This is a genomic window from Streptomyces sp. NBC_00038 (assembly GCF_026343635.1).
Lineage (GTDB): Bacteria > Actinomycetota > Actinomycetes > Streptomycetales > Streptomycetaceae > Streptomyces.
Genome location: NZ_JAPELQ010000001.1, coordinates 6,861,068 through 6,887,368, shown reverse-complemented (window position 1 = coordinate 6,887,368; position 26,301 = coordinate 6,861,068). Strand labels below are relative to the sequence as shown.

The window sequence follows — 26,301 nt, the reverse complement described above, 5'->3', positions numbered from 1 at the left end:
GGGCTCCGCCCCCAGACCCCCGTATCGCGCTGACGCGCTCGTCCTCAAACGCCGGACGGGCTGAAACCGGGCGGACGGAGCGAAAAACCCACCCCGCGCTCAGAACAGACTCAGCAACGCCTCCGCCGGATCCGCCAGCCCCGTCCCCCCATCCGGCAGCGGAAGTTCGAACCACACCGTCTTGCCGCGTGGCGTCCGCCGCGAGCCCCAGCCGGCGGACAGCAGGCCGACGAGCTGCAGGCCGCGTCCACCCTCGTCCGTGTCCCGCGCCCGACGCCGCCGCGGCTGCACGAGCCCGGCGTCCCAGACCTCGCAGACCAGGGTCCGGTCGAGGAGCAGGCGGAGCCTGATCTCGCCCTCGCCGTAGCGGAGGGCGTTGGTGACGAGTTCGCTGACGAGCAGTTCGGCGGTGTCGACGAGCGGCTCGAGGTCCCAGGCCACCAGCTGCGTGCGCGCGTACTCGCGGGCGCGCCCCACGCTGCGCGGCTCGCGCGGCAGGGTCCAGTCGCCGACGGAGTCCGCCGGCAGCCCCTGTACACGTGCCATGAGCAAGGCGATGTCGTCCTCGCCGTGGTGCGTGTCGAGGGTGTTGAGGACGTGGTCGCAGACGTCCTCAAGGGGACTGGAGGGGTCGGTCAGGGCACCGACGAACGCTTGCAGGCCCTCGTCGAGGGGATGGTCGCGCGATTCGACCAGTCCATCCGTGTAGAGCGCCAAAAGAGCACCCTCGGGAAGTTCGACCTCGACCTCCTCGAAGGGCTCGCCGCCGACACCCAGCGGCATCCCGGGCGGCACGTCGAGCATCAGCGCGGCCTCACCGGGCTCCACCAGGACCGGCGGCAGATGACCCGCGTTGGCGAAGGTGCACCGGCGGGTGACGGAGTCGTAGACCGCGTACACGCAGGTGGCGAGGTAGACCTCGGAAAGGTCGGCTTCGCGGGACTTGCGGGCCGTACGGGTGGCCTGCTGGACCCCGCCGGGGGTGCCCAGGCCGCGGGCGATCTCGTCCAACGCCGAGAGGACTTCGGCGGGTTCGAGGTCGAGCAGCGCCAGGGTGCGTACGGCGGTACGGAGTTCGCCCATCGCGACGGCCGCGCGCAGACCGCGTCCCATGACATCGCCGACGACCAACGCGGTGCGGTGGCCGGGGAGTTCGATGACGTCGAACCAGTCGCCGCCGACCTCGGTGGCCGCGTTGCCGGGCAGGTACCGGCACGCGATGTCCAGGCCGGAGGCCTCGGGGTCACCCGGGGGCAGCAGGGACCGCTGCAGGATCAGCGCGCGCTCGTGCTCACGGCGGTACAGGCGCGCGTTGTCGATACAGACCGCGGCGCGCGCGGCGAGTTCCACCGCGAGCGCCCGGTCCCGTTCCCCGAACGGCTCGCTGCCCTTCGTTCGCGAGAACTGCACCAGGCCCACCACGGTGTCGTGGGCGACCATCGGCACGGCGAGCGTGGACTGGATGAGGCCGCCCTCTTCGGCGGGGATGTGGTTGGGCCGGGCGGTGCGCAGGGCGTCCGCGCAGGGCGAGTTGAAGGGGTAGTGGTGGACGGCGCCGACGGCGACGGGCGCGGGACCACCGGCGAGGGGCGCGTCGGAGACGGCGCTGGCGAAGGCGACGCGGCGCAGTTCGGCGCTGCCGTCGGCCAGCCCGGGCGGGGTCTCGTCGCCGGCCAGGAGTCCCTGGTAGAGGTCGACGGTGGCGAGGTCGCAGAAGCCGGGGACGACGACGTCGAGGAGTTCGCGGGCGGTGGTCTCCAGGTCGAGGGAGTTGCCTATGCGGGCGCCGGCCTCGTTCAGAAGGGCGAGATTGCGCCGCGCGGAGGCCGCTTCCCGGGCTGCGGCACGGCGGGCGGTGATGTCGGTTCCGAGCCAGGCGATGCCGATGGGGCGGCCGCTGCCGCTGTGCACGCGGTAGAGGTTGATGGACCAGTGTCGGCGTTCGTCGGATCCGGGCACGTGGCCCGTGACGTGCATGTCCGTGATGGAGTCGCCGGTTTCGAGGACCCGGCGCAGCGTGGCAGCCACCCGCTCGGCCTCAGCGCGCGGCAGATAGTCGTGGACGCCGCGCCCGCGGTGGTCGGCGGGAGTGCCGCCGAAGGTCGAGGCGAACCGCTGGTTGGCGCGGCGGACCCGCAGGTCCGTGTCGATCAGGAGGAAACCGAACGGAGATTGGCCGAATATCGCCTGCGAGGCGGCGAGGTCGGTCTCGATCCGGCGGAGGGTGCGGACGTCGACGACGATGCATACGGCGGCCCGCTCACCATCCTCCGTAGTGGTAGGCATCACATAGACCTCGGCGAGGCCTTCGGCGCCGTCCTGGTCCGCCTCGGTGGGGGGCATCCGGAAGGGAACCACGCCGGTCCACTCGCGGCCGTCCAGGATCTCCGCCATCTTGCGGTGCCCGAAGTCACGCCGGTCGGGCGCGACGAAGGCGGCGATGGGGTCCATGCCGACGGCGCGCTCCGCGGATATCCCGAAGAGCTGCTCCGCACGCAGACTCCACTGGTCGACCAGCCCGTCGGCACCTATGGAGAACGACGCGACCTTGATGTAGTCGTAGATCGAGCCGGGCGGACTGCTCTGCCACATCGCGTCGCCCGCTCTGTCGCTTCTCCCGTCGCCCATCCCCTCGTCCAAGGCGGATCGGCGCACAACGGAGTCACCCACGGCGGAATCGCCCACGGCGTCAGCCCTCGCGCCGTCCGACGGGTCCTCGGACTCCGTGGCCTTCGCTGGTATCTCGCTCACGCGAACCGTCCCCTCCAGCTCACCGCGTCCGGCACCGGTCACCGGGGGCGGCTGCCCGCAGTATCCAGCACTACGGCGCCGCACAACACGGTGTTCACGATCACAGCACGGTCCCGATGGTTTTTGGACCGGCCGCGACATACTCCCAGTCTTCTAACCAGGTGGCACCCCGTCGAATCAAAGACTCCGGCCAGTTCCAGTGGCCTGAACCATTCGGTCACCCGGCTCCCCGCACCGATCACACTCACCCAGACATCGATCCCCATCACCCGGGCACCGCAAGCTCGAACCAGACCGTCTTGCCGGTGTCCCCGGGACGGGTGCCCCAGCGCCGCGAGGAACTGGCCACGAGCTGGAGTCCGCGGCCGCTTTCGTCGTCGGCATCGGCGGACCGTTCGCGGGGCGGGTCCGGCAGCGGGTCGGAGACCTCCACCCGCAGGGCGTCCACCACCCCGGCGGGCCGCACGAGCCGTACACCGATAGGACCCGTGGCATGCCGGAGGGAGTTCGTCACCAGCTCGCTGACCAGCAGCGCGGTGATATCGGCAAGGGATTCCAACTCCCAGTCGCGCAGCTGGTCCCGGACGACGGCGCGAGCGGTGCGGACGGCACCCGGCTCCGCGGGAAAGCTCCACTCGGCGCAGTCGCCTTCGGTGTCGATCACGCCGATCACTTCCCAGGCCAGGAATACACCCATGTCCGGTTTCGTGGGGTTAATGGGCACATACCCGATATCCTGGACGCTTTACCGCACTCGATGGCGCACTGTGGCGCGAACGGCGTACGAACCGCCGAACAAAGCCCACCGAACGCGCCCGCTCACCACCTGGTCGCCACGGAGACCGGGGGGAGGGTCAGGCGCCTGCGCCCCACCCGAGGAGCGCCGCCTTCACTGCGGGCACATCCTGGTCCAGCCAGGCCACGTCCCAAATCTCATCCGGTGCCAGCCAGCGGAGCTCGTCGTGGTCCTGGAGCGGCTTCGGGTCGTCCGAGCCGGGGAGCAGTCGCGCGGTCCACACCTGGAGGACGTACGGCGGCTTCAGGGGCCACTCCCCCGGGACGCGGCCGGCCGGCTCCGCCGCGACGCCGAGTTCCTCGTGCAGTTCGCGTACCAGAGCCTCTTCGGGGGTCTCTCCCGGTTCGACCTTGCCTCCGGGGAGTTCCCAGCGTCCGGCCAGCTCCGGGGGCGCGCTCCGGCGGGCGGCGAGCAGTCGCCCGCCGCTCAGCAGGGCGGCTCCGACCACCACGATCCGTTCGGTCATGCGCCGGAGCCTACGGGAGCGGCCTGCGCCTCCCGGGCGCCCGCCCCTGCCCGGTCACCTGATCCCGTTCTGCCCGTTCTGCCCGATCCGCTCGACCCAGTACAACTGCTTGTGTCCGCGGTCGTCGAGGCTGTCCGCGATCTTCTGGGCTTCGGCCCTGGTCGCATACCTGCCCACGCGGTAGCGATTGCCGTTGTCGTCCTGCCGTATGACGAGCCAGGGAAGAGTGATCGTGCCGTCGTTCATCGAGCCCCTCCGCTTCCCGCCCCGGGCCCCCGCCGTGCCCCGCCCTCTAACGAAACCGCAATCCGCATATGCCCGAGCCTACGCCTAACCTTCACGCAGCGAATACGGCTTTTCACAAAGAGGTACACAAAGGGGTACGCAACAAGCCAGGATGTGGACTTGAGCCCGGGGGCGCACGCCGTCGAACGCGCCGCCGACCGCTCTCCACGCGCCCCTCAGCAGGGCAAAGGCAGAGCGGGGCGAGGCTGTTGAGAAAGGCCAGATTCCAACCGGGCGCGACTGAGGGCTACTTCACGAACGTGACCACTTCACCATCAGGCGGCTACTTCACCGGCAGGTGATAGGCGATCCGGTACCGGTCCGCCGGTACGACGACGTCCGCCGTCTCGACCGGACGTCCCGACGCGAAGAACGTCCGCTGGATGACGACGACCACGTGCCCGGGAACGCCGCCCAGCGCGAGGAGTTCCTCCGCGAGACCAGGGCGCGCTCCCACCTCCTCGGTGACGTTGTCCACGATCACGTCGATGGCCGCCATGCGCTCGACCACGCCCATACCGCCGAGCGGGCCCTCCTCGGGGAGCATCACCGGCGTACGGCCCGTGACGGCGAGGGGCTCCCAGGACGTGGAGAGCATCATCGCCTCGCCCGCGTCCCGGAAGACGTAGTTCGTACACATCACACGGTCGCCCGGCCGGACGGAGAGCCGCTCGGCGATCGCGACGCTCGCCTCGACCTGCCGGCTGTGGGACTCCCAGGTGCCGCGCGCGGAGACGTCGGCCTGCTCCTGGCGGAACGGGGTCGCACCGCTGTCCGGGCGGTATCCGGTACGGGCGACACTGCGCGGCACCGGACGCTCCCGTACGTACGTGCCCGACCCGGAACGTCCCTCGACCAGGCCCTCGGCCATCAGCACCTTCCGCGCCTCCAGCGCGACCGTGTCCGAGACGCGGTACTCCTCTCGGATCCTGGCCTGCGAGGGGAGGCGGGTGTGCGGTGGCAGCGAGCCGTCGACGATCTTCTTGCGGAGATCACCCGCGACGCGCAGGTACGCCGGCTGCTCACCGAAAGTCACTGGCCGCTCCCATCAGGTTGTACAGACAGCGACAGCCTGGCAACCGTGGGTTGTGCCATGCAAGCAAAGGCCAGAGAATCACTCGATGTGATGACTTGCGCCCCCCAAGGGCTTCACCCAGGCACTTTCTCCCCGCTATAGCGCCCGTCACACCTCCAGGCCGGTGCCATCTCCGCCGTCGTCCACCGAGCCGTCGTCCGTGTCGTACGTCGGCGGGGTGGTGGCGAGGCCCAGAGCCTCGCGCGTGGTGACCGTCCTCTCGGGGTCGGTGAGGTCCAGCCCCTTCGCGTAGTGCACGTAGAACGTGTCCACGTCCTCCGACTCCGCCGCCTTCGCCCACTCCTTCTGCGCCGCCTCCAGGTCCTTCACGAGGGTGGCGACGGGCTCGGCGGCATCCGGGGCGAACGTGTGGTCACGGAGCATGCCCGCCTGCTCGGTCAGCGCGTCCGACACCCTGGCCGCCCACGTCTGGTGGCCCGGCAGATCGTCCTCGACGTACTCCGCCGGAGGCGCCGAGTCCATCGCCGCGTTGAGCACGTGCGCGGCCTCCAGATAGGCGAGTTGGTCCGGGTCGAGCGTCGTGCCGTCCTCGCGCAGCGAGCCGCTCAGGCTCCCCTCCGCGTCGACGTTCCCGAACACGCAGGTGATCTCGCGGTCGCCCATGCGCCAGCTCTGCCGGGTCGGTGTGAAGTAGTACAGGTCGACGTCGTCCGGGACCGCCCAGGTGTCCATCGCGTACGCGTCCTGGAGCGTGTAGCACTTGTCGTCGGCGGTGTCCGTGATCTCGCTGTCGCCGGGGTAATCCCCCTCGCTCATCTCGAAGGTCGCGAACACCTCGCCATTGTGTTCCCCGGCGCACGGCACCTTGTCGACGTCGTACGTCATGCCCTCCAGCGAACCGCCCGGCACGTCGAAGCAATCGCCCTTGACGAGCGAGAAGGCACTCCCGCCCGAGTCGCGTGCCGCGTCCTTGAAGCCGTCCCAGAACTCACCCGCGCCGCCCGTGGTGACCGCCACCAGGGCCAGCACCATGCCGAGCGAGGACAGCACCATGCCCCCGATCGCCATCCCCTTGCCGCGCTCGCCCCGCTTCTTGATCTGCACCAGCGCGACGATCCCGAGGAGCAGCCCGACGGCGGGCAGGAAGCAGAGGACCCCGAGCACGAGCGCGGAGATCGCGAGCCCGTTGACGGGGGTCGGGCGGTTGTGCGGGGTGTAGCCGGAGCCCCAGGGCTGGTACGGCTGCTGGTAGGGGCCCTGGGGGTACTGGCCCTGCGCGTACGGGCCTTGGGGGTACGGCGGCGGGTACGGGCCCGGTGGGGGCCCTTGCGGCGTTCCCTGAGGCGTCCCTGGAGGCGGGTACTGGCCCTCGGGCTGCTGGGGGCCGGGCGGCGGGGATATGGCCACTAGTACCTTGCTCCTAGTCCGAGCGGTGCGGGAGTTGACGTACGGGCTTCATGCGAACTGTCGTACGGCTGGGCGCATCGTAAGCGCGGCAAGGGCGGGGGCGGAATGCGGGTCACCAATGCGACGATTCGGGCGGTCAACGGGCTGACCGCGCGATGGGCGGGGCAGGCTTCGGGCGGCACGGTGTTCTCGGCGGCCGGGGTGTGGCCGCTGCTCGCCTTCCTCGCGGACGGGGCGGGCGGCGCGGCTCGGGCGGAGCTGGCGGAGGCGGTGGGCCTGCCGGCCGGTGAAGCGGCCGGCGCGGGGCGGGAGTTGCTGGGGGCCCTGGGCGGTATGCGGGGTGTGGACGCGGCGCTGGGGCTGTGGACCGGGCGGACGCTGCCGGTGCGGGAGGAGTGGGCGGCGGGGCTGCCCGCAGACACCTTCGGTGTGCTCAGCGGGGACGTCGCGGCGGACAAGGCGGCGCTCGACGCGTGGGCTTCCAAGCGGACGGGCGGGCTGATCGAGCGGATGCCCGTACCGCTGGACGAGGAAACCCTGCTGGTGCTCGCGAGTGCGCTGGCGTTGCGTACGGAGTGGTTGCGGCCCTTCGAGCCCGAGCAGTTGTGGCCCGCTTCGGGTCCCTGGAAGGACCGGCGGCTGGCCGGTCTCTGGAGGACGACCAGCCTGCTGGACCGGATCGGTGTGGCGGACACCCCCGAGGGAGCCGTCACCGAGCTGAAGGTTCTCGGCACCACCGGTGTCGACATCCACCTGCTCCTCGGCGAGGAACGGATGAGCGCGGGCCAGGTGCTCGCGACGGGCGTGGACATCCTCGAACGGCGTCGTCGGGCGATACCCGGTGACCAACTGCCGTACGGGGAGGCGGGTCCGGGGCTGGACGTCCGGCAGGTGCGCCGCCACCGCCCGACCCCGCCCAGCCTGACTGTCACGACCGTCGCCTTCGACTTCTCCGCCGAGCACGATCTGCTGGAGCAGCCCCGGCTGTTCGGGCTGGGCACGGCCACGGACGACTCCCGAGGGCACTTCCCCGGCGTCAGCGCCGAGCCACTGGCGGTGGGCTCTGCGAGGCAGGCGGCTACCACCGCCTTCAACGAGAAGGGCTTCCGCGCGGCAGCCGTGACGGCAATCGCGGGGATCGCCGGCGCGGCGCCCGCCGAACGCCCGGCGCCGCGCTATGTGACGACCGAGATAGACGCGGTCTTCGACCGCCCCTTCGGCTTCCTCGCCCTGCACCGCACCTCACGCCTCGTCCTCGCGGCGGGCTGGGTCACGGACCCGAAGCCATACCGCGAGGACGAGTACGAGTGATCGGTTGCCGCTGATCAAAAGCCCATCAGAAGCTGATCAGAACTGGAGCGCCCAGGAGTCGATCCGCCCCACGTCCTGCGCCGCGTTGTCGCTGACCCGCAGCTTCCACACGCCGTTGGCGACCTCCGAGGAGGCGTTCACGGAGTACGTGGTGTTGATGTTGTCGCTGCTGCCGCCGGTGCTGTACGCCTTCAGCGTGTACGCCGTACCGTCCGGCGCGATCAGTTGCACCTGCAGATCACCGATGTACGTGTGAACGATGCTCACAGGCACGCTCAGTGCCGCGGGTGCGTTTCCGGTGACACCGCTCACGGTGATCGGCGACTCGACGGTGGTGTTGTCGGCGATCGCGTAGTCCCCGGTGTTCTCGAAGCGCGGTCCGGGCGGAGTGACCGTCCCGCCCGCGACGTTGAGCAGCCGGTTCGGCGAACCCGTGCCGGGGTTGGTGACCACACCGGTGGACGAGGCGTTGATGAGCCCCGTCGCCACCTGCGCGGGCGTGGCCGTCGGGTTGGCGCCCAGGAAGACCGCCGCCGCGCCCGCCACGTGCGGGCTCGCCATCGACGTACCGGAGATGGAGCTCGTGGCCGTGTCGCTGGTGTTCCAGGACGAGGTGATCGAGGAGCCCGGCGCGAAGATGTCCAGAACCGCGCCGTAGTTGGAGTAGCTGGCGCGGGCGTCGGTCGACGTGGTCGCGCCGACCGTGATGGCCTCGGTGACACGCGCGGGCGAGTAATTCGACGCGTTCGCGTTGCTGTTGCCCGCCGCGACGGCGTAGGTGACGCCGGAGGCGATGGAATTGCGGACCGCCGTGTCGAGCGCGGTGTCCACACCGCCGCCGAGCGACATGTTGGCGACGGCCGGCTTGACCGCGTTCTGGGTGACCCAGTCGATGCCCGCGACCACGCCCGCGGTCGTCCCGGAGCCGGCGTTGTCGAGGACGCGGACGCCGACGATCTTCGCGTTCTTCGCGACGCCGTACGCGCTTCCGGCGACCGTGCCCGCCACGTGGGTGCCGTGGCCGTTGCCGTCCTGGGCGGTGTTGTCGTTGTCGACGGCGTCGTAGCCGTAGGTGGCGCGGCCGCCGAAGGTGCTGTGGGTGATGCGTACGCCGGTGTCGATGATGTACGCGGTCACGCCGGTCCCGGCCGAATCCGGGTAGGTGTAGCTGCTGTTGAGCGGGAGGGTCTTCTGATCGATGCGGTCCAGGCCCCAGGAGGGCGGGTTGGGCTGCGTCGCGTTGATGTGGAAGGTGCGGTTCTGGACCACGGAGGCGACGGCCGGGTCGGCGGCGAACTGCCTCGCCTCGGCCGCGGTGGCCTCGACCGCGTAGCCGTTGAGCGCCTTCTTGTACGTACGCTCGATCGTGGCGCCGTACTCCTTGGCGAGGGCCCTGCCCTCGGTGGAACCGGCCTTCGCGGCGTCCGCCTTGAGGGTCACGATGTAGCTGTCCGCGACCGCGTTGGCCGCGCCCGCGTACTGGATCTGTCCTGCTCGCTCCGGTGCCGCGTTCGCGGGGAGGGCGGAGACGACTCCGAGGACGAGGGCCGCGCTTGCTATGCCGGCCAGTCTTCGGCGGGTGTGACGCATCACTGCCATCTGAGGGATCCTCCTCAATCGGTGGTGCGCTGGTGGGGGGTGGTACTGAAACCGGTGGTGCACTGGTGGGGGTGTGCAGACGCGAAAGAGACAGGGTCATGCCAATCTGCTGTGCGTTCCCTGTGCGTCAGCCGAAAGATTGAGGCTTCCACAGGAATTGCACAAGAGTCCTGCAGGGACGTAACACAGGCGCCATATGCCGGCCATGACACAACGTCATCAAACGGCGCATCTAACCTGCGCACATGACATCTTTGCCGGACTGTTTCTGCCCGGTGGACGGCACGCGCGTCCCCGCCGGTTCGCTCGCCTGGTGCTGCCCGGCCTGCCGCGGCCCGCTCGACCTGGACTTCGCCCCGACCCCGGCACCCCTCAAGTCCCTTGCCGGACGGGTCAATTCACTCTGGCGCTACACGGAGTGCCTGCCCCTGACGGCCCCCACGGTCAGCCTGGGTGAAGGCCGCACACCGCTGGTCCCGCTCCGCGACGGCATCTCCGCCAAGCTCGACTTCCTGATGCCGACGCTGTCCTTCAAGGACCGCGGCGCCGTACTCCTGGCCGAGCTGGCCCTGCGGCTGGGGGCCCGGCAGGTGCTCGCGGACAGCAGCGGCAACGCGGGGACGGCGATCGCCGCGTACTGCGCACGGGCCGCGCTGCCGTGCACCGTATACGTCCCCGAAGGCACCTCGCCGAAGAAGCTGGAGCAGATCGGGGCACACGGGGCGCGGGTGCGGGTGATCGACGGCGACCGGGAGGCCACCGCGGCGGCCGCCCGGGAGGCGGCGGACGAGGAGGGCGTGTTCTACGCCTCCCACGTCTTCAACCCCTACTTCCTCGCCGGAACCAAGACCTACGTCCACGAACTCTGGGAGGACCTCGGCGGACGCCTCCCCGACGTCATCGTCGTCCCCGTAGGCAACGGCACCCTGCTCCTGGGCGCCGCCCTCGCCGTCGCCGAGCTCCACTCGGCCGGCCTCATCGACCGGCGGCCGGCCCTCTACGCCGTCCAGGCCGCCGCGGTCGCCCCGCTCGCCGAGGCATGGCGCGCGGGCGCCGACGACCTGGTCGGCGTAACCTCTGCGGCCCCCACCTTCGCCGAGGGCATCGCGATCCCGCGTCCGCCGCGGGCCCGCCAGATCCTGCGCGCCGTACGGGACTCCGGCGGCACGTTCCTGACGGTGACCGAGGATCAGATCAGGCACGCTCAGACCGACTTGGCGTCACGGGGGCTGTATGTGGAGTCGACCGGGGTGGCGTGCTGGGCGGCTGTCCGGGAGGGAGTCCTCGGGGAGCGGTCGGCGGTGGTGCCGCTGTGCGGCGCGGGGGTGAAGACGGGACTGGCTGCTTAGGTACGGGCAACCCCGCCGGCCAGGCGCTGCTGCTCCTCCTCCACGATCCGGCGGGCGAGGCCGCTGTCCGAGACGTCGACGGCGTCCGGGGTGTGTTCGGCGGTGTCGCTGCGGCGGGCGTAGGCGTCGAAGAGGCGGGTCTTGTTCTTGAGGATGTCCAGGAGGCGCTGGTCGACGCTGTCGGTGGCGAGGAGGCGGTGGACCTGCACGGGGCGGACCTGGCCCATGCGGTGGGCGCGGGCCACGGCCTGGTGCTCCATGGTCGGCTTGACCTGCGGCTCGCAGAGGATGACCACCGACGCCGCCTGCAGGTTGAGGCCGACGCCGCCGGCCTCGATCTGGCAGAGCAGCACCGCGTGCCCGGGGGCGGCCGTGAAGTCGTCCACCAGGCGCTGTCTGCGCGCGGCGGGAACAGCGCCGGAGATCGGGCCGAACACCCGCTCCCCCAAGGCCTGTTGAACTGTCGCGAGGACATCCTTGAAGTAGGAGAACACGACGACCTTCAGTCCGTTCTCGGCCGCCTCGGCCACCAGCTCCCGCAGCCGTTGCAGCTTCGCCGACTTCTCCGCGCCGGCGTACCCGGCACGGCGCATCGCCATGAAGTTCCCCGCCTCGACGGCCTTCCGGTACGCCGCCCGGTCCGCCGCGCCGAACTCCTCCCACTCGTCGACCTGGAAGAGGGCGGGGAGCTCGGTGAGGACGTCCTGCTGGTTGCGGCGCAGATACGCGGGGGCGACGGACCTGCGGAAGACGTGCGGGCCCGCGGCAGCGCTGCCGTTGTGGATGCTGGGGAGGAGGCCGGGCTGGAGGTAGCGGACGAGGGTGCGGAACTCCTCGACGCGGTTCTCCATGGGCGTACCGGTGAGGAAGAGGACACGATCGCAGTGTCCGGTCCAGGCCGCGACCGCCTTGGAGCGACGGGTCTCGGGGTTCTTCACGTAATGCGCCTCGTCGACGACGAGCATCCCCGGCCTGGCGCTGTCGGTACCCTTGGCACCCTTTGCGCCCTTGCTCCCGCCGGGTTCGGGCAGTCGGTGCAGCACGTCGTACGTGGTGATCGCGACGCCCCCGCGCTCGCGCCACTCCTCGTACGCATCGAGCCGTTCCGAGCCGTGCACCGGCAGGGCGCGCAGGGTGCTGCGCGCGCCGATCTCGCGCGTCCAGTTGATGAGCACGCTGGCCGGGCAGACGACCAGGAAGTGGCTGTGCCCGTCCGCCGCGAGATGGGCGAGCGCCGCGATGGCCTGCACGGTCTTGCCGAGCCCCATCTCGTCGCCGAGGACGACCCGCCGCTGGGCCAGCGCGAAACGGGCGCCGAAGGCCTGATAGCCGCGCAGGGAGACCCGCCGGTGCGTGTCGTCCAGCTCCTGCGCGTGCACCCGCTCGGCGACCTCGGAGGGCAGGAACCCCTCGGAGGCCTCGACGTCCGGACGCTGCCGCGAGACCTCGGCGAGCTGGCTGTAGTACTCCGTGGACCGCAACTCGAAGTCGACCCAGGCCTCGATGTCGGAGGCGGGTTCGCGCAACAGGTCCGCCGACGCCTGCGCCAGCAGCAGTCGTACGTCCTTGGCGGCGCCTCCGGCGGTCAGCTCACGGAGTTCCGCCACCGCGGCGAGCGCGTGCTCGCGCCGCTCCTTCCCGGCGAACGCCATCCGCAGCCGCCCTCCGGCGGGCCGGGCCGCCGGCAGCAGCGTGCCGAGCCGCTCGTCGAGCCGGGTGGCCGCGTCCACGGCCCGGCGCAGTTCCGGACCGGCCTCGACGAGGGTGCGCAACGCGATGACCAGGGCGGTCGTCCGGGGCTCCGGGTGATCGACGTCGATGCGCACGGAGACGGTGTCCTCCACCGCCCGCGCGATCTGCCGGGCCGCGGCAAGCGCCCGGTCGGCGGTCTGCGCGCCCACCCCCGGAACCTGCCGCAGCCCATACCGGCTCGTCCCGTACACCGCCCCCACCGACTCGAACCCGGCCGCTTCGAGCGCGCTGAGCCGCAGCCGCCCCTCGGTGACGTCCTTCAGCCGCGCGACGGGGATGGACTCGAGCTCCTCGCCGACAAGTTCGGCATGTATCGGAGCCAGAGCCGCCCGAACCGCGTCGAGCGCCCGCCGATGGTCGGCGAGCACGGCCCGCGCGGCGTCGTACAACCGCGCGCCAGCCGCGACCAGCTCCCTGGCCCTGCGCCCGACCGGCGGAACCGCACCGTCACTCCCCGCCCCCGGCCTTCCACTCCCCTCGACACCCGCCATGCCGCGCCCCTCTTGTGCCATCCGCCCCGATGCGCGCATCTTTCCACGCAGCACTGACAGCCGGTGGTCCCGCAGGCCCGCCGCGCCCTCGCCGGGCGCCGGGCGCCGGGCGGCCGCCCCGGAAGCCCGCGTGGCTCCGAACGAGTGGACTCGCGGCAGGGCGTACCCGACGGAGGTCGCCGCCTGGGGTCCGGATGGTGACGTGGCCGTCCGAACCCTTGACCTGGAAGAGGTGCCCCGACATGCGACGTACCCCCTCCCGCCGTCTGTTCGCCGCAACGCTGCTCGTGGCGTCGGTGCTGGCCCCGATGGCAGCGATTCCCACCACGGCCGTCCACGCCGCGGGCGTCGACCGGTGCGACAAGCACGAGTGCCGGGCGGACGGTCTCGGTCCCGAGCTGACCGCCCGGCTGGACAAGGCCATCGAGGACGTCCGCCAGGAGGCCGGCATCCCCGGCGTCGTCGTCGGCCTGTGGATGCCGGGCAAAGGCAACTACGTCCGCGCGACCGGAGTCGCCGACACCGCCACCGGCGAGCCGATGACCACCGGTCCGTTCGTGCGGATCGGCAGCGAGACCAAGACCTTCACCGTCACCGCGCTGCTCAAGCTGGTCGACGACCACCGGATCCGGCTGGACGACCCGATCTCCAAGTACATCCACGGCGTGCCGGGCGGCCGCCGGATCACGCTGCGTCAGCTGGCCGAGATGCGCAGCGGACTGTTCCCGTACAGCGCCGACCCGGGCTTCGTGCAGGACCTGTTGAGCGACCCGAGTCGCTCGTTCACCCCGCAGGAGCTGCTCGCGTACGGCTACAAGCACAAGAACACCTTCAAGCCGGGAAAGCAGTTCCAGTACTCCAACAGCAACCTCATCCTCCTCGGCCTGGTGATCGAGAAGGTCAGCGGTCACCGCCTCGTCGACTTCATCGACAGGGAGGTGCTCCACCCGTCCCACCTGCACAACACGCTCTTCCCCGAGGGCGCCGAGTTCCCCGATCCGCACCCGCGCGGCTACACCAACCAGACGCTGAGCGGCAAGGTCGAGGACTCCACGGACTGGAACCCCAGTTGGGCCTGGGCGGCCGGGGCGATGATCTCGGACCTGCACGACCTGCGCCGCTGGGCCAGGATCGTCGCCACCGGCACGCTGCTCAGCCCCGAGACCCAGAAGGAGCGGCTCAAGACGCTGCCGACCGGCTTCCCCGGCACGACCTACGGCCTCGGCATCCTCAACTCCGACGGCTGGATCGGGCACAACGGCTCCATCCCCGGATACGAGACCGTGACCGTCTACCTGCCTTCGAAGAAGGCCACCCTGGTGATCCTCATCAACACCGACATCACCCACGAGGGCGCCGAACCGTCCTCACTCCTCGGCCGGGCGATCACCGAGATCGTCACCCCGGACAACGTCTACGACCGCCCGGTCCCCCCGCGCTAGAGGGCTGACAGGCCCTACGGCTTGGCCCTGACCAGCCCGGCGTCGTACGCCATGATCACGGCCTGGATGCGGTCCCGGGCGCCGATCTTGGCGAGGACTCGGCCGACGTGCTTCTTGACCGTGGACTCGGTGAGGACGAGGTCCTCGGCGATCTCCGTGTTCGTCCAGCCCTGGGCGATGGCGACCAGGACCTCTCGTTCCCGGTCGCTGAGGGTCCGCAGCCGGGGATCGTCCGGGGCGGGCCCGTCGGCCGGTGCGAGGACCTGGTGGGCGTAGGCGTCCAGCAGCCGGCGGGTCAGGCGGGGGGCCACGACGGCGTCGCCGGTGGCGACCGCGCGGATGCCGGCGACGAGCTCCTCGGGGCGGGCGTCCTTGAGCAGGAAGCCACTGGCACCGGCCCGCAAGCCTTCGTAGGCGTACTCGTCGAGGTCGAAGGTGGTCACGATGAGGATGCGGGTGCGGCCGCCGGCGGCGACGATGCGGCGGGTGGCCTCAAGGCCGTCCATGCCGGGCATGCGGATGTCCATGAGGACGACGTCGGGGCGGAGTTCGGCGGCCATGCGGACGGCCTCGGCGCCGTGCTCGGACTCGCCGACCGCGTCCAGGCCCGGGGTCCCCTCGATGAGCATGCGGACGCCCATGCGCTGGAGGGGCTGGTCGTCGGCGATGAGCACGGTGGTCATGGCAGATGTTCTCCTGGCGGTACGTCGAGCGCGACATCCACCGTCCAGCCGTGGCCGGTGTCACCCGGACCCAGGACGACGGTCCCGCCGTACATGGCGGCCCGCTGACGGATGCCGACGAGGCCGTGGCCGGGATTGTCGTCGAGTCCTCCCGCCCTCGCGCGCGGAGCTGCCCCCGGCGGTACGCCCGTGTCGGCGATCCTGATCCGTACCTGTTCCGCCCCGACCGCGATGGTCACCTCGGCGGACGTGCCGGTCCCCGCGTGTTTGAGGGTGTTGGTCAGAGATTCCTGGACGACGCGGTACACGGTGAGCTGCACGCCGCTGCCCAGGGCGTCGAGATCACCCACCGTCCGGTACGTCACGGACATTCCGGCCGCGCGCACCCGTGCGATGAGGGGGTCCAGGTCACGGATCCCGGGCTGCGGGGCGAGCAGGCGTTCGCCCTCCTGCTCCTCGCGCAGCACGCCCAGCACCCGGCGCAGTTCGCTCATGGCCTGGCGGCCGGTGTCGCCGAGTACGCGCAGCGCCTCGGCGGACCGTTCGCTCCGGTTGGCGGCGAGGGTCGCGGCGCCGTCGGCGACGCTGACCATGACCGAGAGGTTGTGGCCGACGATGTCGTGCATCTCCCGGGCGACCCGGGAGCGCTCGGCGGCGGCGGTGAGCCGGACGCGCTGCTCCTGCTCGATCTCCACACGTCTGGCACGGTCCTCCAGAGCCACCAGGTACATCCGCAGGATCCGGACCGCCAGGCCGACGGCGACGGCCGCCGTCGCCGTCGCCAGCAGGAAGAAGCCGCCGACCATGGGGTGATCGGCCCTGCCGGGGACCAGCACGAAGGCGGCAAGGAGCAGTTCGACGGCCGCCAGCGCGACGGCCCAGCCCAGCACCCGCACGGAACCGTAGCGGGCCAGCGTGTACAGGGCGACGAGCCCGGCGATCCCCGTGGGGAGCCACACACCCAGCGACCACTGCGCGACGGACACGAACGCGATCACGAGGAACGTGGTCGTCGGGGCCTTCCGGCGCCACCACAGGGGAACGAGTTGCGCGGCGGCCAGCAGGCACAGGATGCCGGTCGACAGCTGGGGGCCGGGTTCGGTGTCGCCGAAGGGAGACGTCGGGGTTGTGCTGTTGCGGATCAGGATGGGCAGGGAGATGGCCACGATGAACAGCACCAACGCGGTGTCGAGCAGCCACGGGTACCGGCCGCCCAGACCCGGCCGGCGGCTTCGGTCGCCCAGCAGCCGGTCCAGGAGCGGGCGCGCCCACACGGCGTCGAACCCGGAGAGCGACGCCTCCGCCACTCCCCGGCCGGTGTCCGTGGCGGCTGCCGCGTGGTGCGGGCTCATGACGACCATTGTCCCGTACCCGGTCAGGCGTCGGTGCGGACGAGCCGGTAGGCCGCCCCGGCAAGGGCCAATGCCACCCAGCCGGCGAAGACGGCGAGCCCCGCCCCCGGTGAGAGGGAACCGGAGGACTGCTCCAGGGCGTAGACGGCCTGGCCCGCGGTGCTCGGGAAGTACGGGCTGAGCGTGTCGTACAGCGAGTCGGGCAGCAGGCCAGCCAGCCCCGGCAGGATCAGCAGGATGCCCACCAGGGTCGCGATGGCCCCGGCGGAGGAGCGGATCAGCATGCCCAGGGCCACGCCGAAGACGGCGACCAGGGCGAGGTAGACGCCGGCGCCCGCCAGGCTGCGCAGCACACCGTCGTCGCCCAGGGACAGGGCGATGCTCTCGCCGTCCAGGCCCGGTGCTCCGAGGAGGAACGCGGCCAGGACGCCCAGGGTGGCGAGGACCAGGACGACGGGCGCGATCACGGCGACCTTGGACCACAGGACCGGCAGCCGGCGCGGGACGGCGGTGAGCGTGGAGCGGATCATGCCGGTGCTGTACTCGCCCGCGGAGAGCAGCACACCGAGCACGCCGATGGCCAGCGACCCGAAGGTCACGCCGGTCAGGGCCAGGCTCACGGCGTTGGTGCTGCCCGCGTCGGCACCTAGCGGCCCGCCGCCGTCCGCGGCTTCCTGGGGACTGTAGGTGTGGGCGGCGATGGTCCCGAAGAGGAGGAGCAAGAACACGGCGACGCCCAGGGTGATCCAACTGGAGCGCAGTGTCCAGAACTTGGCCCACTCCGAGCGCAGCACGCGTGGGCCGGTCACCTTGCGCACGATGGTGCGGGGCGGGGCCGGGGACAGGTCGGTGACGGTCATCATGCCGCCTTTCGTGCGGTGTCGGCCGGAGCGCTCTGGTACTCGACGGCGTCGCGGGTGAGGTCCATGAACGCCTGTTCCAGGGAGACGGCCTGCGGGGTGAGTTCGTAGAGCGCCACCCCGTGCATGGCCGCGATGGCGCCGATCTCCCGGGCTTCGCGTCCGTGGACCAGGAGCTCGTCGCCGGCGGAGGACGTGATCGTGACGTCGGGGCCGACCAGCAGTGAGCGCAGCCTGGCGGTGTCGGCGGTGGCGACCTTCACGCCTCCGCTGCCGGCGTCCCTGATGAAGTCGTCGACGGTGGTGTCGGCGAGCAGCCGACCGCGTCCGATGATCACCAGATGGTCGGCGATCTGCGCGGTCTCGCTCATCAGATGCGAGGAGAGCATCACGGCGCGGCCCTCGTCGGCCAGCCGGCGCAGGAGGTTGCGCACCCACAGCACGCCCTCGGGGTCGAGACCGTTGACCGGTTCGTCGAGCATGACGATCGCCGGGTCACCGAGCAGGGCCGCGGCGATGCCGAGCCGCTGGCCCATGCCGAGGGAGAAAGCGCCCACGCGCTTGCCGGCCACGCTGGTCAGCCCTGCCAGTTCGATGACCTCGTCCACCCGGCTGCGGGCGATGCCGTGGGTGTATGCGAGCGCCATCAGGTGGTTGAACGCGGTGCGCCCCGGATGGACGGACTTGGCCTCCAGCAGGCTGCCGACCTCGTGCAGGGGCGCCGCGTGCCCGGCGTAGGAGCGGCCGTTCACGGTGACCGAGCCTCCGTTGGGCGCGTCCAGGCCGACGACCATGCGCATGGTCGTGGACTTGCCCGCGCCGTTGGGTCCCAGGAAGCCTGTCACCTCACCGGGCTTCACGGTGAAGCTCAGATTGTCGACGACCGTCTTGTCGCCGTACCGCTTCGTCAGCTGACGTGCCTCGATCATGGGGGTGCCTTTCCCGCGTGGAACTCGGCCGCGGACATGCCGCGGTGTCTGTGTTCGACGCTAGGAGCGGGGCGAACCCGGACCGCGGGTCCCAGGGGGAATCTTCGGCGGGTGGGTGGTACCGCGGTACCAGTCACCCGCCTGTCGGTGGGGCGTTCACAGCATGACCGCTCCCACGGCGACCGCCGCTACTCCGGTGAGAAGGGCCAGGACGCCGAAGACGAGGTCCGTTTTCCGGGAGTGGTGTTCGTCTGCGAGGGCCGGGGTGAAGACGGCCGGGTCGTCGGGAGCGTAGTGGATCGTGACGTCCCGGCCGTGCGCGCCGGCGGGGACCGTCAGCCCGGACGGCCAGTACGCGGTGACGGCCGTGCCCTCGTGGGTGGTGAAGGTGACGACCGGTGTGTGGCTGGTGGTGACATGGCCGTCGTCCGCGTCGACACTGACGTCCTTGAGGACGGCGATGACGCGGCCCGGGACGGGGGCCACGGTGGTCAGCATGTCGATACGGCGACTCGTCTCACGCGCGTTCGCGGGCACGTAGTACGCGCCGGAGACGGTCCAGGGCACGCCGAAGCCGATCAGAGCCCACGGCCAGCCCCAGTCGATCGCGGCGACGGCCACCAGCCCGGCGTAGATCAGGAAGACCGCGCAGTTCGGCCGGACGAGTCCGTACCGGCCTCCCCAGAGGTCGCTGGTGAACCGGTGGGCATGGGGTCTCCCGGGCGGGTAATGGATTCCGATCTCCCGGCCCGTCCATGCCGTGGTGATCGTCTCGCCGTGCTCACCGTCGCTCGTCACGGTGAACTCCTGCCCGGTGGACGGGTCGTGGAAGGAGACGACCACGAATATCCCGTCTTTCCGGGAGCTGCCTTGTCTGGGCTCCCGCACCTGCTCGATACGTCCCACGACCCGGACCGTCCGCTGGGCCCGGGTCACCCCGGCCAACGACCGCCCGTACCCGATCAGCGCCACCGCGCCGAACACCCCGCACCACAGCGCCAGATACCCGTGCCAGCCCATGTGCCCCTCTCCTGTCACTCGCGATTGCCGTACGGCCCCACCCCGTGATCAGCCGGCCGGGGTGCGCCGTACGACCTCGCCCTGTCCGTCCGCCTCCAGTGAGGCCGTGCCCTCGGAGCCGGTCACGCCGACCCTGATGGTGAGGGTGCCGGTGAGGCGGTCGGCGGTGAGCTGCCAGGTCTCCGGGGAGTGGACGCCGAGGGTGGTTCTGGCTTCCCCGACCAGGGCGGGGAAGCGTTCGTAGGGCAGGGAATCGGCGTCGAACTGCGGGACTTGCGTACCGGTGGGGGCGAATACGACCGACAGCAGGCGTTCCTGGACGACGACGGTGAGCGCCTGGCGCGAGTCCTTGCCCTGGGTGAGCGAGTCCATGGCCCGGCGCAGCTCACCCTTGTCGAGGAACGACTGGCCCGGGCCGAGGGAGACCGTGCCGGACGCCGACGTCACGACCGTGGTCGACGATGTGGAGGAGACGGAGGGCTTCGAGGAGGAGGGCGGCTGCACGGTGGTCTCCTGGTCGAACAGGTCGGCGCGGAACAGCAGGATCACGGCGGCCGCGCCGAGCAGCACGCCGAGCAGTACGGCGAAGCCGACCGCACAGCCTCCCGGGGGCGCGCTCACCCTGGCCGACCCGGGCGCCGAGTCGAGGTGTGCCCCGGTCGCCCGGCCCTCCCACTCGGGTGTCGGCCGCTTCACGATCTTCACCTTCCACGGCCGGTCCGGCGGGTACTGGACCACCACGACGCCGCGCGGCCGGTAGTCGGGCAGCTCGACGAGGTTGATGCTCTGCGTGATCTCGACGCGGTACGCCGACGCGTCGTCCGGTGCGACGGTGAGGTCGAACCGCACCGGTACGTCGCTCGATTCGCCCCCGATGGCCTCCAGGCTCTCGATCATCGCGAGAGCCGTGCGGTGTACGACGGCCGCCTCCCGGGCACGCCGAGGTGCACCGGCGAGGAAGTAGAGCAGCCCGTAGACCACGGGGAGGGCCAGGCCCGTGACGATCAGCGGCACGTTCTCGATGACGATGCCGACGACGAAAGCGGCCGGCGCGGTCCCGACCACGCCCCCCGTCAGCAATCCTCGGGCGAGGGCGACGGGAGTACTGCGCGTGGGCGGCGCGCCCGCGGTGATCGTCATACGAGGGATTGTGCCGGGCCGGGATGACGGCCGATAGACCCCCAAGTGACCTTCTGCGAGACCGTATCCGCGCTGTTCACAGACCGGTTCCTCGGGCTCCGCGGCTATCGGGGCTGCCACGCATGTACGAGGTCCTCCGGTCCCCAGTGCGCGGTCAGCGGCAGATCGTCGGCCACCCCCGCAGCGGGAGACCGCGACCAGCGGAGTGTCCGGGGCGGTACCGGGGACGGCGAGCATGTCGCGTACCAAGGCGCCGTACTCGTGACGGCCGAAGGGCTGGGTCTCCAGCCATTTGACCGACCCGACGAAGTGCACCTGGCCGGCCACCGGCTCGCGGATCAGTGGCTCGACCGCTCGACCGCTCCAGGTGGTCCATGACGACGCCGGCGCGCAGTGAGTGAGTACCGGACCGTCTTCCGACCACCTTTCAGCAGGACTGCGGCCACGCCGGATTGTCAGTGCCGGCTGCTTGCATAGCGCCATGAGTACTGTGCACGAGACCGCCGCCCTCCTCCCCGACCCCGTTCAACTCCGCGCCCATCTGCGCGCACTGGCCGTCCTGGACGCCACGATCGGCGACGATCCGCGGTTCTGCTGCTACACCTTCGACGCCGCCTGGGGCCCCGGCACAGAGGCTGCTCTGATGGAGAACGGCTCGGGGGACGACTTCTCCGTCCTTTTCACCCCGGCCGGCGTGCTGATACGCGGTTTCGACCACGAGGCGGAGATGAGTCCGTACGGGACGGACGACGAGCAGGTCTGGCCCGGTGTCATCGACGAAGTGCCCGCCGCACTGCGCCCGCTCCTGGACGAACCCGCCTTCTGCGACGAGGGTATCGACGCCCCTCGCGTCACCGCCTGCCTGTGGCGGGAGACTCACGACACGGCCTGGCGCACCGGCTCGTCCATCGCCTTCCCCGCCGACAGCGAGGACCCGGACGGCTCCGGCTTCCTCTTCCCGCTCCTCGTCGACCGATCCCCCGAGGCCGTCCAGGCCCACTTCGAGGACTACTACGAGCGCCCCGTCCCTCTCGACGCCGTGCGCCACGTCCTCGCCGAGCACCCCCTCACCCCGGCAATCACCGCAGCCCTCAACCCGGCCGTCCTCTCGGACGACGCACTGCTCCGCAGGATCGCCGCGCATCCAGAGGTCGCCTCCTACCTGGCCTGCGACGGCGAGTTCGACCTTGCCCGCACGGACCCGATCGAGTCGATCGCCCTTCCCAACGGCCTCCAGGTGGAGCCCGTCGCCGGCTGCAACGCGGGCGGCACCCACTACTTCTGCAGCCCTGCCGTCCCCAACGGCCCCCGCCCCGTGCTCTACACCGACTCCGAGGGCCAGGCCTCCCTCATCGCCGAGTCGCTCGCCGAGGCCTTGACGCTCGCCATCGTCCTCCCGTCCTGGCACGACGCCCTGGCCGGCTTCCGTCCCCCTGCTCTCAACTCCGACTACCTCGACGACCACCCGGACCACCCCACCGTCCGCGACCGCCTCCTCGCCGCACTGCGGCTCCCCCCGGCCGACGACCGGGAAGTCCTGGACCGCCTGCTCACCACCGCCGCCCGCACCGTCCCCGACGGATACCTCCCGCACGTTCCGGACGAGGAGGACTCCGACTTCCAGCCGATGCTCGAACGCCTGCCGAGTAGCGCGGGGACGACGAAGGGGTCGAGCTCACCGAAGCCCAACCCCTCCTGACCTGCATGCTCGACGAAACTACCCAGCATGCAGGAAGAAACGCCGTTACACGTTGAACCGGAACTCCACCACGTCCCCGTCCTGCATGACGTAGTCCTTGCCCTCCATGCGCGCCTTGCCCTTGGCTCGGGCCTCGGCGACCGAGCCGGTCTCGACGAGGTCGGCGAAGGAGATGACCTCGGCCTTGATGAAGCCCTTCTGGAAGTCGGTGTGGATGACACCGGCGGCCTCGGGGGCAGTGGCGCCCTTCTTGATGGTCCAGGCGCGGGATTCCTTCGGGCCTGCCGTCAGGTAGGTCTGGAGGCCGAGGGTGTCGAAGCCGACGCGGGCCAGGGTCGCCATGCCGGGTTCCTCGACGCCGACCGACTCCAGAAGCTCCATCGCCTCCTCCTCGTCGAGCTCGGCGAGGTCCGCCTCCAGCTTGGCGTTGAGGAAGATCGCCTCGGCGGGGGCCACCAGGGCACGCTGCTCGGCCTTGAAGTCGTCGTCGACCAGCTCGTCCTCGTCGACGTTGAAGACGTAGAGGAAGGGCTTGGTGGTGAGGAGGTGCAGGTCGTGGAGGAGTTCCTCGTTGCCCGAGCCCTGGACGATGCCCTGCGAGAAGAGCGTGTCGCCCTTCTCCAGAATGGCCTGGGCCGCCTCGACCGCCGCGACCTTCGGGCCGATGTCCTTCTTGATGCGCGACTCCCGCTGGAGGCGCGGCAGGACCTTCTCGATGGTCTGGAGGTCCGCGAGGATCAGCTCGGTGTTGATCGTCTCGATGTCGTCCTTGGGCGAGACCTTGCCGTCGACGTGTACGACGTTCTCGTCCTTGAAGGCGCGGATGACCTGGCAGATCGCGTCGGACTCGCGGATGTTCGCGAGGAACTTGTTGCCCAGGCCCTCCCCCTCGGAGGCGCCCTTCACGATGCCGGCGATGTCGACGAAGTCGACGGTGGCGGGAAGGATCTTCTGCGAGCCGAAGATCTCGGCCAGCTTCGCGAGCCGCGCGTCGGGGACGCCGACCACGCCGACGTTCGGCTCGATCGTGGCGAACGGGTAGTTGGCCGCGAGCACGTCGTTCTTGGTCAGGGCGTTGAACATGGTCGACTTGCCGACATTGGGCAGACCGACGATTCCGATCGTGAGCGACACGTTGCGACTTCCCGTACGTGAGGATGGGCGAGGGCCCCCGGAGAGCGCGGGCCGATCCACCAGTCTACGGCGTGCGAGGTCCCGCCCCGGCGACGTATCGAACGCTTGGCCAAGGTCTCCCCTACGGCGTGTCTGAAGGCCTATTCCACACATAAACCGACCTAAGTTGGTCCAGTGGAGCAACACAGGACGCGTCCCCCTCAGTACGGACCGCAGCAGAGAACGTCTCGCGGCACGCCCTTCCCGTCGCAGGCCGGGCGCGGTGCCGCCGACGCTGTGCGGCGGGGTGCGGGGGTCTCCCGGCGGCCCGTTCCGCCGGTCGTCCAGGCGGTGCGGCGGATGCCGAATCCCCGGCTCACCGGGCTGGGCAGCGGGCTGTTCTGCGGTGCGCTGATGTTCGCGCTCGGCTGCCTCGACCAGCTGCTGTTCGGGGCGTCGCTCGTGGTGTACGGGGTGCTGTTCCTGCCGGTCTGCGCGCTGACCGCGGTGTGGGTGCGGCGGGGTGACCTCGTCAGCGCGCCGGTCGTCGTGCCGATCGCCTTCGCCTTCGGGCTGCTGCCCGTCGCCGACGACAGCGGGGGCGGGGTCGGGGGCTGGCTGATGGGGCTGGTCACCACGCTCGCCGTACAGGCGGGGTGGCTGTACGGGGGGACGCTGGTCGCGGGGCTCATCGTGACCGTACGGAAGGTTCGGCTCATGAGCCGGCGGGCCGCTCAGCGCAGGGCTCAGACCCCTGTGCGTCGTCGTCCGACCTGAGGCCCGTAGTGGTTTTTCACCGCTACGCGGCGGTTTCCCACCACACCCGCCCGTCTCGCTCTGCTACAAGGGCCAGCTCGTAAAAGCCCCCCCCGCCCCCTACGACGCCTTCGCCGCCCTCATCGCCGCCCCCACGATCCCCGCGTTGTTCTGCAGCTGCGCCGGGACGATCTCCGCCTTGATGCCCTCGATCAGGGGCAGGAACTTGTCGGCCTTGCGGCTGACGCCTCCGCCGATGATGAGGAGCTCCGGGGAGAAGAGCATCTCGAGGTGGGCGAGGTACTTCGTGACCCGGCGCGCCCAGTGCTCCCAGGTGAGCTCGTGGTCCTCCTTGGCCTTGGTGGACGCGCGCGTCTCCGCGTCGTGGCCGTTCAGCTCCAAGTGGCCCAGCTCCGTGTTCGGCACCAGCTCGCCGTCGATGAAGAGCGCGCTGCCGATGCCCGTGCCGAAGGTGAGGAGGATGACCGTGCCCTGACGGTCGCGGCCCGCGCCGAACTGCATCTCCGCGACGCCCGCCGCGTCCGCGTCGTTCAGCACCGTCACCGGAAGGCCGCCGAGCCGCCCGCTGAGCAGGGCGCGCGCGTCGGTGTCGATCCAGTCCTTGTCGACATTGGCAGCCGTACGGATGGTGGCTTCGCCGGTGACGACACCGGGGAAGGTGATGCCGACGGGGCCCGTCCAGCCGAAGTGTCCGACGACCTCTTTCACGCCGTCGGCCACCGAGTCGGGCGTCGCGGGATGCGGGGTGAGCACCTTGTAGCGCTCTTCCGCCAATTCGCCGCGGTCCAGGTCCACAGGAGCGCCCTTGATCCCGGAACCACCGATGTCCACACCAAAGATCTGCATGGATCCCACGTTACGTCCTGCGACTGACGGTCACTTCTCGGGCGTCGTACGGCTCCGGAACCTTCACGTCCGGAAGCGGTGCGACCGCCCGATCGGTCACTTCTCGCCGGTGCGCTCCGCCACCAGGGCCGCCGCCTCCGCACGCAGATCGCGGCGCAGCTCCTTCGGCAGCGAGAAGGTGATGGACTCGTCGGCCGTCTTCACCGTCTCCACGTCCCCGTAGCCACGCTCGGCCAGCCACTCAAGGACCCCGTCGACCAGCACGTCCGGGACCGAGGCGCCGGAGGTCAGACCGACCGTGGTGACGCCCTCCAGCCAGGCCTCGTCGATCTCGGAGGCGAAGTCCACCAGGTGCGCGGCGGAGGCGCCGGCGTCCAGGGCGACCTCGACCATGCGGATCGAGTTCGAGGAGTTCTTCGAACCCACCACGATCACCAGCTGAGCGTCCTCGGCGAGCTTCTTCACCGCGATCTGGCGGTTCTGCGTGGCGTAGCAGATGTCGTCGCTGGGCGGGGAGACGAGCTGCGGGAACTTGTTCTTGAGCGCGTCGACCGTCTCCATGGTCTCGTCGACCGACAGCGTGGTCTGGGAGAGCCAGACGACCCTGGACGGGTCACGGACCTCGACCTTGGCGACGTCCGAGGGGCCGTCTACCAGCGTGATGTGCTCGGGTGCCTCACCGGAGGTGCCGATGACCTCCTCATGGCCCTCGTGCCCGATCAGGAGGATGTCGTAGTCCTCCTTCGCGAAGCGGACGGCTTCCTTGTGGACCTTGGTGACCAGCGGGCAGGTCGCGTCGATGGTCGCGAGCTTTCCGGCCGCGGCCTCGTCGTGGACGACCGGGGCGACGCCGTGCGCCGAGAACATGACGATGGACCCCTCGGGGACCTCCGCCGTCCGCTCGACGAAAATCGCACCCTTCTTTTCCAGGGTCTGCACGACGTACTTGTTGTGGACGATCTCGTGGCGGACATAGATGGGGGCCCCGTACTGCTCGAGGGCCTTCTCGACGGCGATCACGGCGCGGTCCACACCCGCGCAGTAGCCCCGGGGGGCGGCGAGCAGGACACGGCGGCCAGGCGAAGCAGTCATGCATCCCATCGTAAGGCCGCGCTCGGCAGGTCAAAGATCGCCTCCTTGGGGAGACTGTTGGGGAGCTGGGAGGGGTGGGGCCAGTCGCGACTCTCGGGAGGCATG

General features: G+C 70.5%; 22 protein-coding genes. 5 read left to right on the top strand and 17 right to left on the bottom strand.

The window, feature by feature from the left end:
* Positions 1–99: 99 nt before the first annotated feature.
* The 6 genes from OG219_RS31315 to OG219_RS31290 all read right to left on the bottom strand — a co-directional run bounded on the left by OG219_RS31315 (position 100) and on the right by OG219_RS31290 (position 6,741).
* On the bottom strand, positions 100–2,751 hold the full coding sequence (locus OG219_RS31315; protein ID WP_266832120.1) for a SpoIIE family protein phosphatase: 2,652 nt from the start codon (positions 2,749–2,751) through the stop codon (positions 100–102).
* Positions 2,752–3,016: 265 nt separating this feature from the next.
* Positions 3,017–3,448 carry an ATP-binding protein gene (locus tag OG219_RS31310; protein ID WP_266832118.1) on the bottom strand — a complete coding sequence of 144 codons (432 nt, stop codon included), beginning with the start codon at positions 3,446–3,448 and terminating at the stop codon, positions 3,017–3,019.
* Positions 3,449–3,605: 157 nt separating this feature from the next.
* Positions 3,606–4,013: a (deoxy)nucleoside triphosphate pyrophosphohydrolase gene (locus OG219_RS31305; RefSeq protein ID WP_266832116.1), complete on the bottom strand. Its 408-nt coding sequence runs from the start codon at positions 4,011–4,013 to the stop codon at positions 3,606–3,608.
* Positions 4,014–4,067: 54 nt separating this feature from the next.
* Positions 4,068–4,259: an SPOR domain-containing protein gene (locus OG219_RS31300; RefSeq protein WP_266832114.1), complete on the bottom strand. Its 192-nt coding sequence runs from the start codon at positions 4,257–4,259 to the stop codon at positions 4,068–4,070.
* 322 nt (positions 4,260–4,581) lie between these two features.
* Positions 4,582–5,334, bottom strand: a complete 753-nt coding sequence (locus tag OG219_RS31295) for a GntR family transcriptional regulator (protein WP_266832112.1) — start codon at positions 5,332–5,334, stop codon at positions 4,582–4,584.
* Positions 5,335–5,481: 147 nt separating this feature from the next.
* Positions 5,482–6,741: a DUF4190 domain-containing protein gene (locus OG219_RS31290; protein WP_266832110.1), complete on the bottom strand. Its 1,260-nt coding sequence runs from the start codon at positions 6,739–6,741 to the stop codon at positions 5,482–5,484.
* A 105-nt stretch (positions 6,742–6,846) separates the two neighbouring features.
* Here OG219_RS31290 and OG219_RS31285 point away from each other — a divergent pair, with 105 nt between their 5' ends.
* Positions 6,847–8,052, top strand: a complete 1,206-nt coding sequence (locus tag OG219_RS31285) for a serpin family protein (RefSeq protein WP_266832108.1) — start codon at positions 6,847–6,849, stop codon at positions 8,050–8,052.
* A 36-nt stretch (positions 8,053–8,088) separates the two neighbouring features.
* Here the strand turns inward: OG219_RS31285 and OG219_RS31280 are convergent, their stop codons facing one another.
* Entirely contained in the window at positions 8,089–9,651 is a 1,563-nt protein-coding gene (locus tag OG219_RS31280) for a S8 family peptidase (RefSeq protein ID WP_266832106.1), read from the bottom strand.
* Positions 9,652–9,896: 245 nt separating this feature from the next.
* Here OG219_RS31280 and OG219_RS31275 point away from each other — a divergent pair, with 245 nt between their 5' ends.
* The gene (locus OG219_RS31275) at positions 9,897–11,000 is read left to right on the top strand and encodes a pyridoxal-phosphate dependent enzyme (RefSeq protein WP_266832104.1); all 1,104 of its coding nucleotides are present in this window, start codon (positions 9,897–9,899) and stop codon (positions 10,998–11,000) included.
* On the opposite strand, the gene OG219_RS31270 is transcribed toward OG219_RS31275, so the two are convergent.
* On the bottom strand, positions 10,997–13,243 hold the full coding sequence (locus OG219_RS31270) for a DEAD/DEAH box helicase (protein WP_266832102.1): 2,247 nt from the start codon (positions 13,241–13,243) through the stop codon (positions 10,997–10,999). The two genes, OG219_RS31275 and OG219_RS31270, sit on opposite strands and share 4 nt — an antisense overlap.
* A 242-nt stretch (positions 13,244–13,485) precedes the next feature.
* Between OG219_RS31270 and OG219_RS31265 the strand changes: the two genes are divergently transcribed.
* Entirely contained in the window at positions 13,486–14,685 is a 1,200-nt protein-coding gene (locus OG219_RS31265) for a serine hydrolase (protein ID WP_266832100.1), read from the top strand.
* Positions 14,686–14,699: 14 nt separating this feature from the next.
* On the opposite strand, the gene OG219_RS31260 is transcribed toward OG219_RS31265, so the two are convergent.
* The 6 genes from OG219_RS31260 to OG219_RS31235 form a co-directional block, all read right to left on the bottom strand.
* Complete coding sequence (locus OG219_RS31260; protein ID WP_266832098.1) at positions 14,700–15,368, bottom strand: response regulator transcription factor; 669 nt, start codon at positions 15,366–15,368, stop codon at positions 14,700–14,702.
* Complete coding sequence (locus OG219_RS31255; RefSeq protein ID WP_266832096.1) at positions 15,365–16,720, bottom strand: sensor histidine kinase; 1,356 nt, start codon at positions 16,718–16,720, stop codon at positions 15,365–15,367. The genes OG219_RS31260 and OG219_RS31255 overlap by 4 nt, the downstream gene beginning before the upstream one ends.
* A gap of 23 nt (positions 16,721–16,743) precedes the next feature.
* Positions 16,744–17,580 (bottom strand): ABC transporter permease, encoded by an 837-nt coding sequence (locus OG219_RS31250; RefSeq protein ID WP_266836295.1) that lies wholly within the window; start codon positions 17,578–17,580, stop codon positions 16,744–16,746.
* Positions 17,580–18,509, bottom strand: a complete 930-nt coding sequence (locus OG219_RS31245) for an ABC transporter ATP-binding protein (protein WP_266832094.1) — start codon at positions 18,507–18,509, stop codon at positions 17,580–17,582. Before OG219_RS31245 ends, OG219_RS31250 begins: the two co-directional genes overlap by 1 nt.
* Before the next feature lie 156 nt (positions 18,510–18,665).
* Complete coding sequence (locus tag OG219_RS31240) at positions 18,666–19,529, bottom strand: DUF3592 domain-containing protein (RefSeq protein ID WP_266832092.1); 864 nt, start codon at positions 19,527–19,529, stop codon at positions 18,666–18,668.
* A gap of 48 nt (positions 19,530–19,577) precedes the next feature.
* On the bottom strand, positions 19,578–20,669 hold the full coding sequence (locus OG219_RS31235; protein WP_266832090.1) for a hypothetical protein: 1,092 nt from the start codon (positions 20,667–20,669) through the stop codon (positions 19,578–19,580).
* A gap of 481 nt (positions 20,670–21,150) precedes the next feature.
* On the opposite strand from OG219_RS31235, the gene OG219_RS31230 reads away from it, so the two are divergent.
* Entirely contained in the window at positions 21,151–22,368 is a 1,218-nt protein-coding gene (locus OG219_RS31230; protein ID WP_266832088.1) for a hypothetical protein, read from the top strand.
* A gap of 45 nt (positions 22,369–22,413) precedes the next feature.
* Here OG219_RS31230 and ychF read toward each other — a convergent pair whose 3' ends face one another.
* Entirely contained in the window at positions 22,414–23,502 is a 1,089-nt protein-coding gene (gene ychF / locus OG219_RS31225; protein ID WP_266832086.1) for a redox-regulated ATPase YchF, read from the bottom strand.
* A gap of 174 nt (positions 23,503–23,676) precedes the next feature.
* Between ychF and OG219_RS31220 the strand changes: the two genes are divergently transcribed.
* The gene (locus OG219_RS31220) at positions 23,677–24,258 is read left to right on the top strand and encodes a DUF6542 domain-containing protein (RefSeq protein WP_266832084.1); all 582 of its coding nucleotides are present in this window, start codon (positions 23,677–23,679) and stop codon (positions 24,256–24,258) included.
* Positions 24,259–24,357: 99 nt separating this feature from the next.
* Here OG219_RS31220 and ppgK read toward each other — a convergent pair whose 3' ends face one another.
* Positions 24,358–25,104, bottom strand: a complete 747-nt coding sequence (gene ppgK / locus OG219_RS31215; RefSeq protein ID WP_266832082.1) for a polyphosphate--glucose phosphotransferase — start codon at positions 25,102–25,104, stop codon at positions 24,358–24,360.
* Between the two features lie 96 nt (positions 25,105–25,200).
* Positions 25,201–26,205: a 4-hydroxy-3-methylbut-2-enyl diphosphate reductase gene (locus OG219_RS31210; protein WP_266832080.1), complete on the bottom strand. Its 1,005-nt coding sequence runs from the start codon at positions 26,203–26,205 to the stop codon at positions 25,201–25,203.
* Positions 26,206–26,301 lie beyond the last annotated feature (96 nt).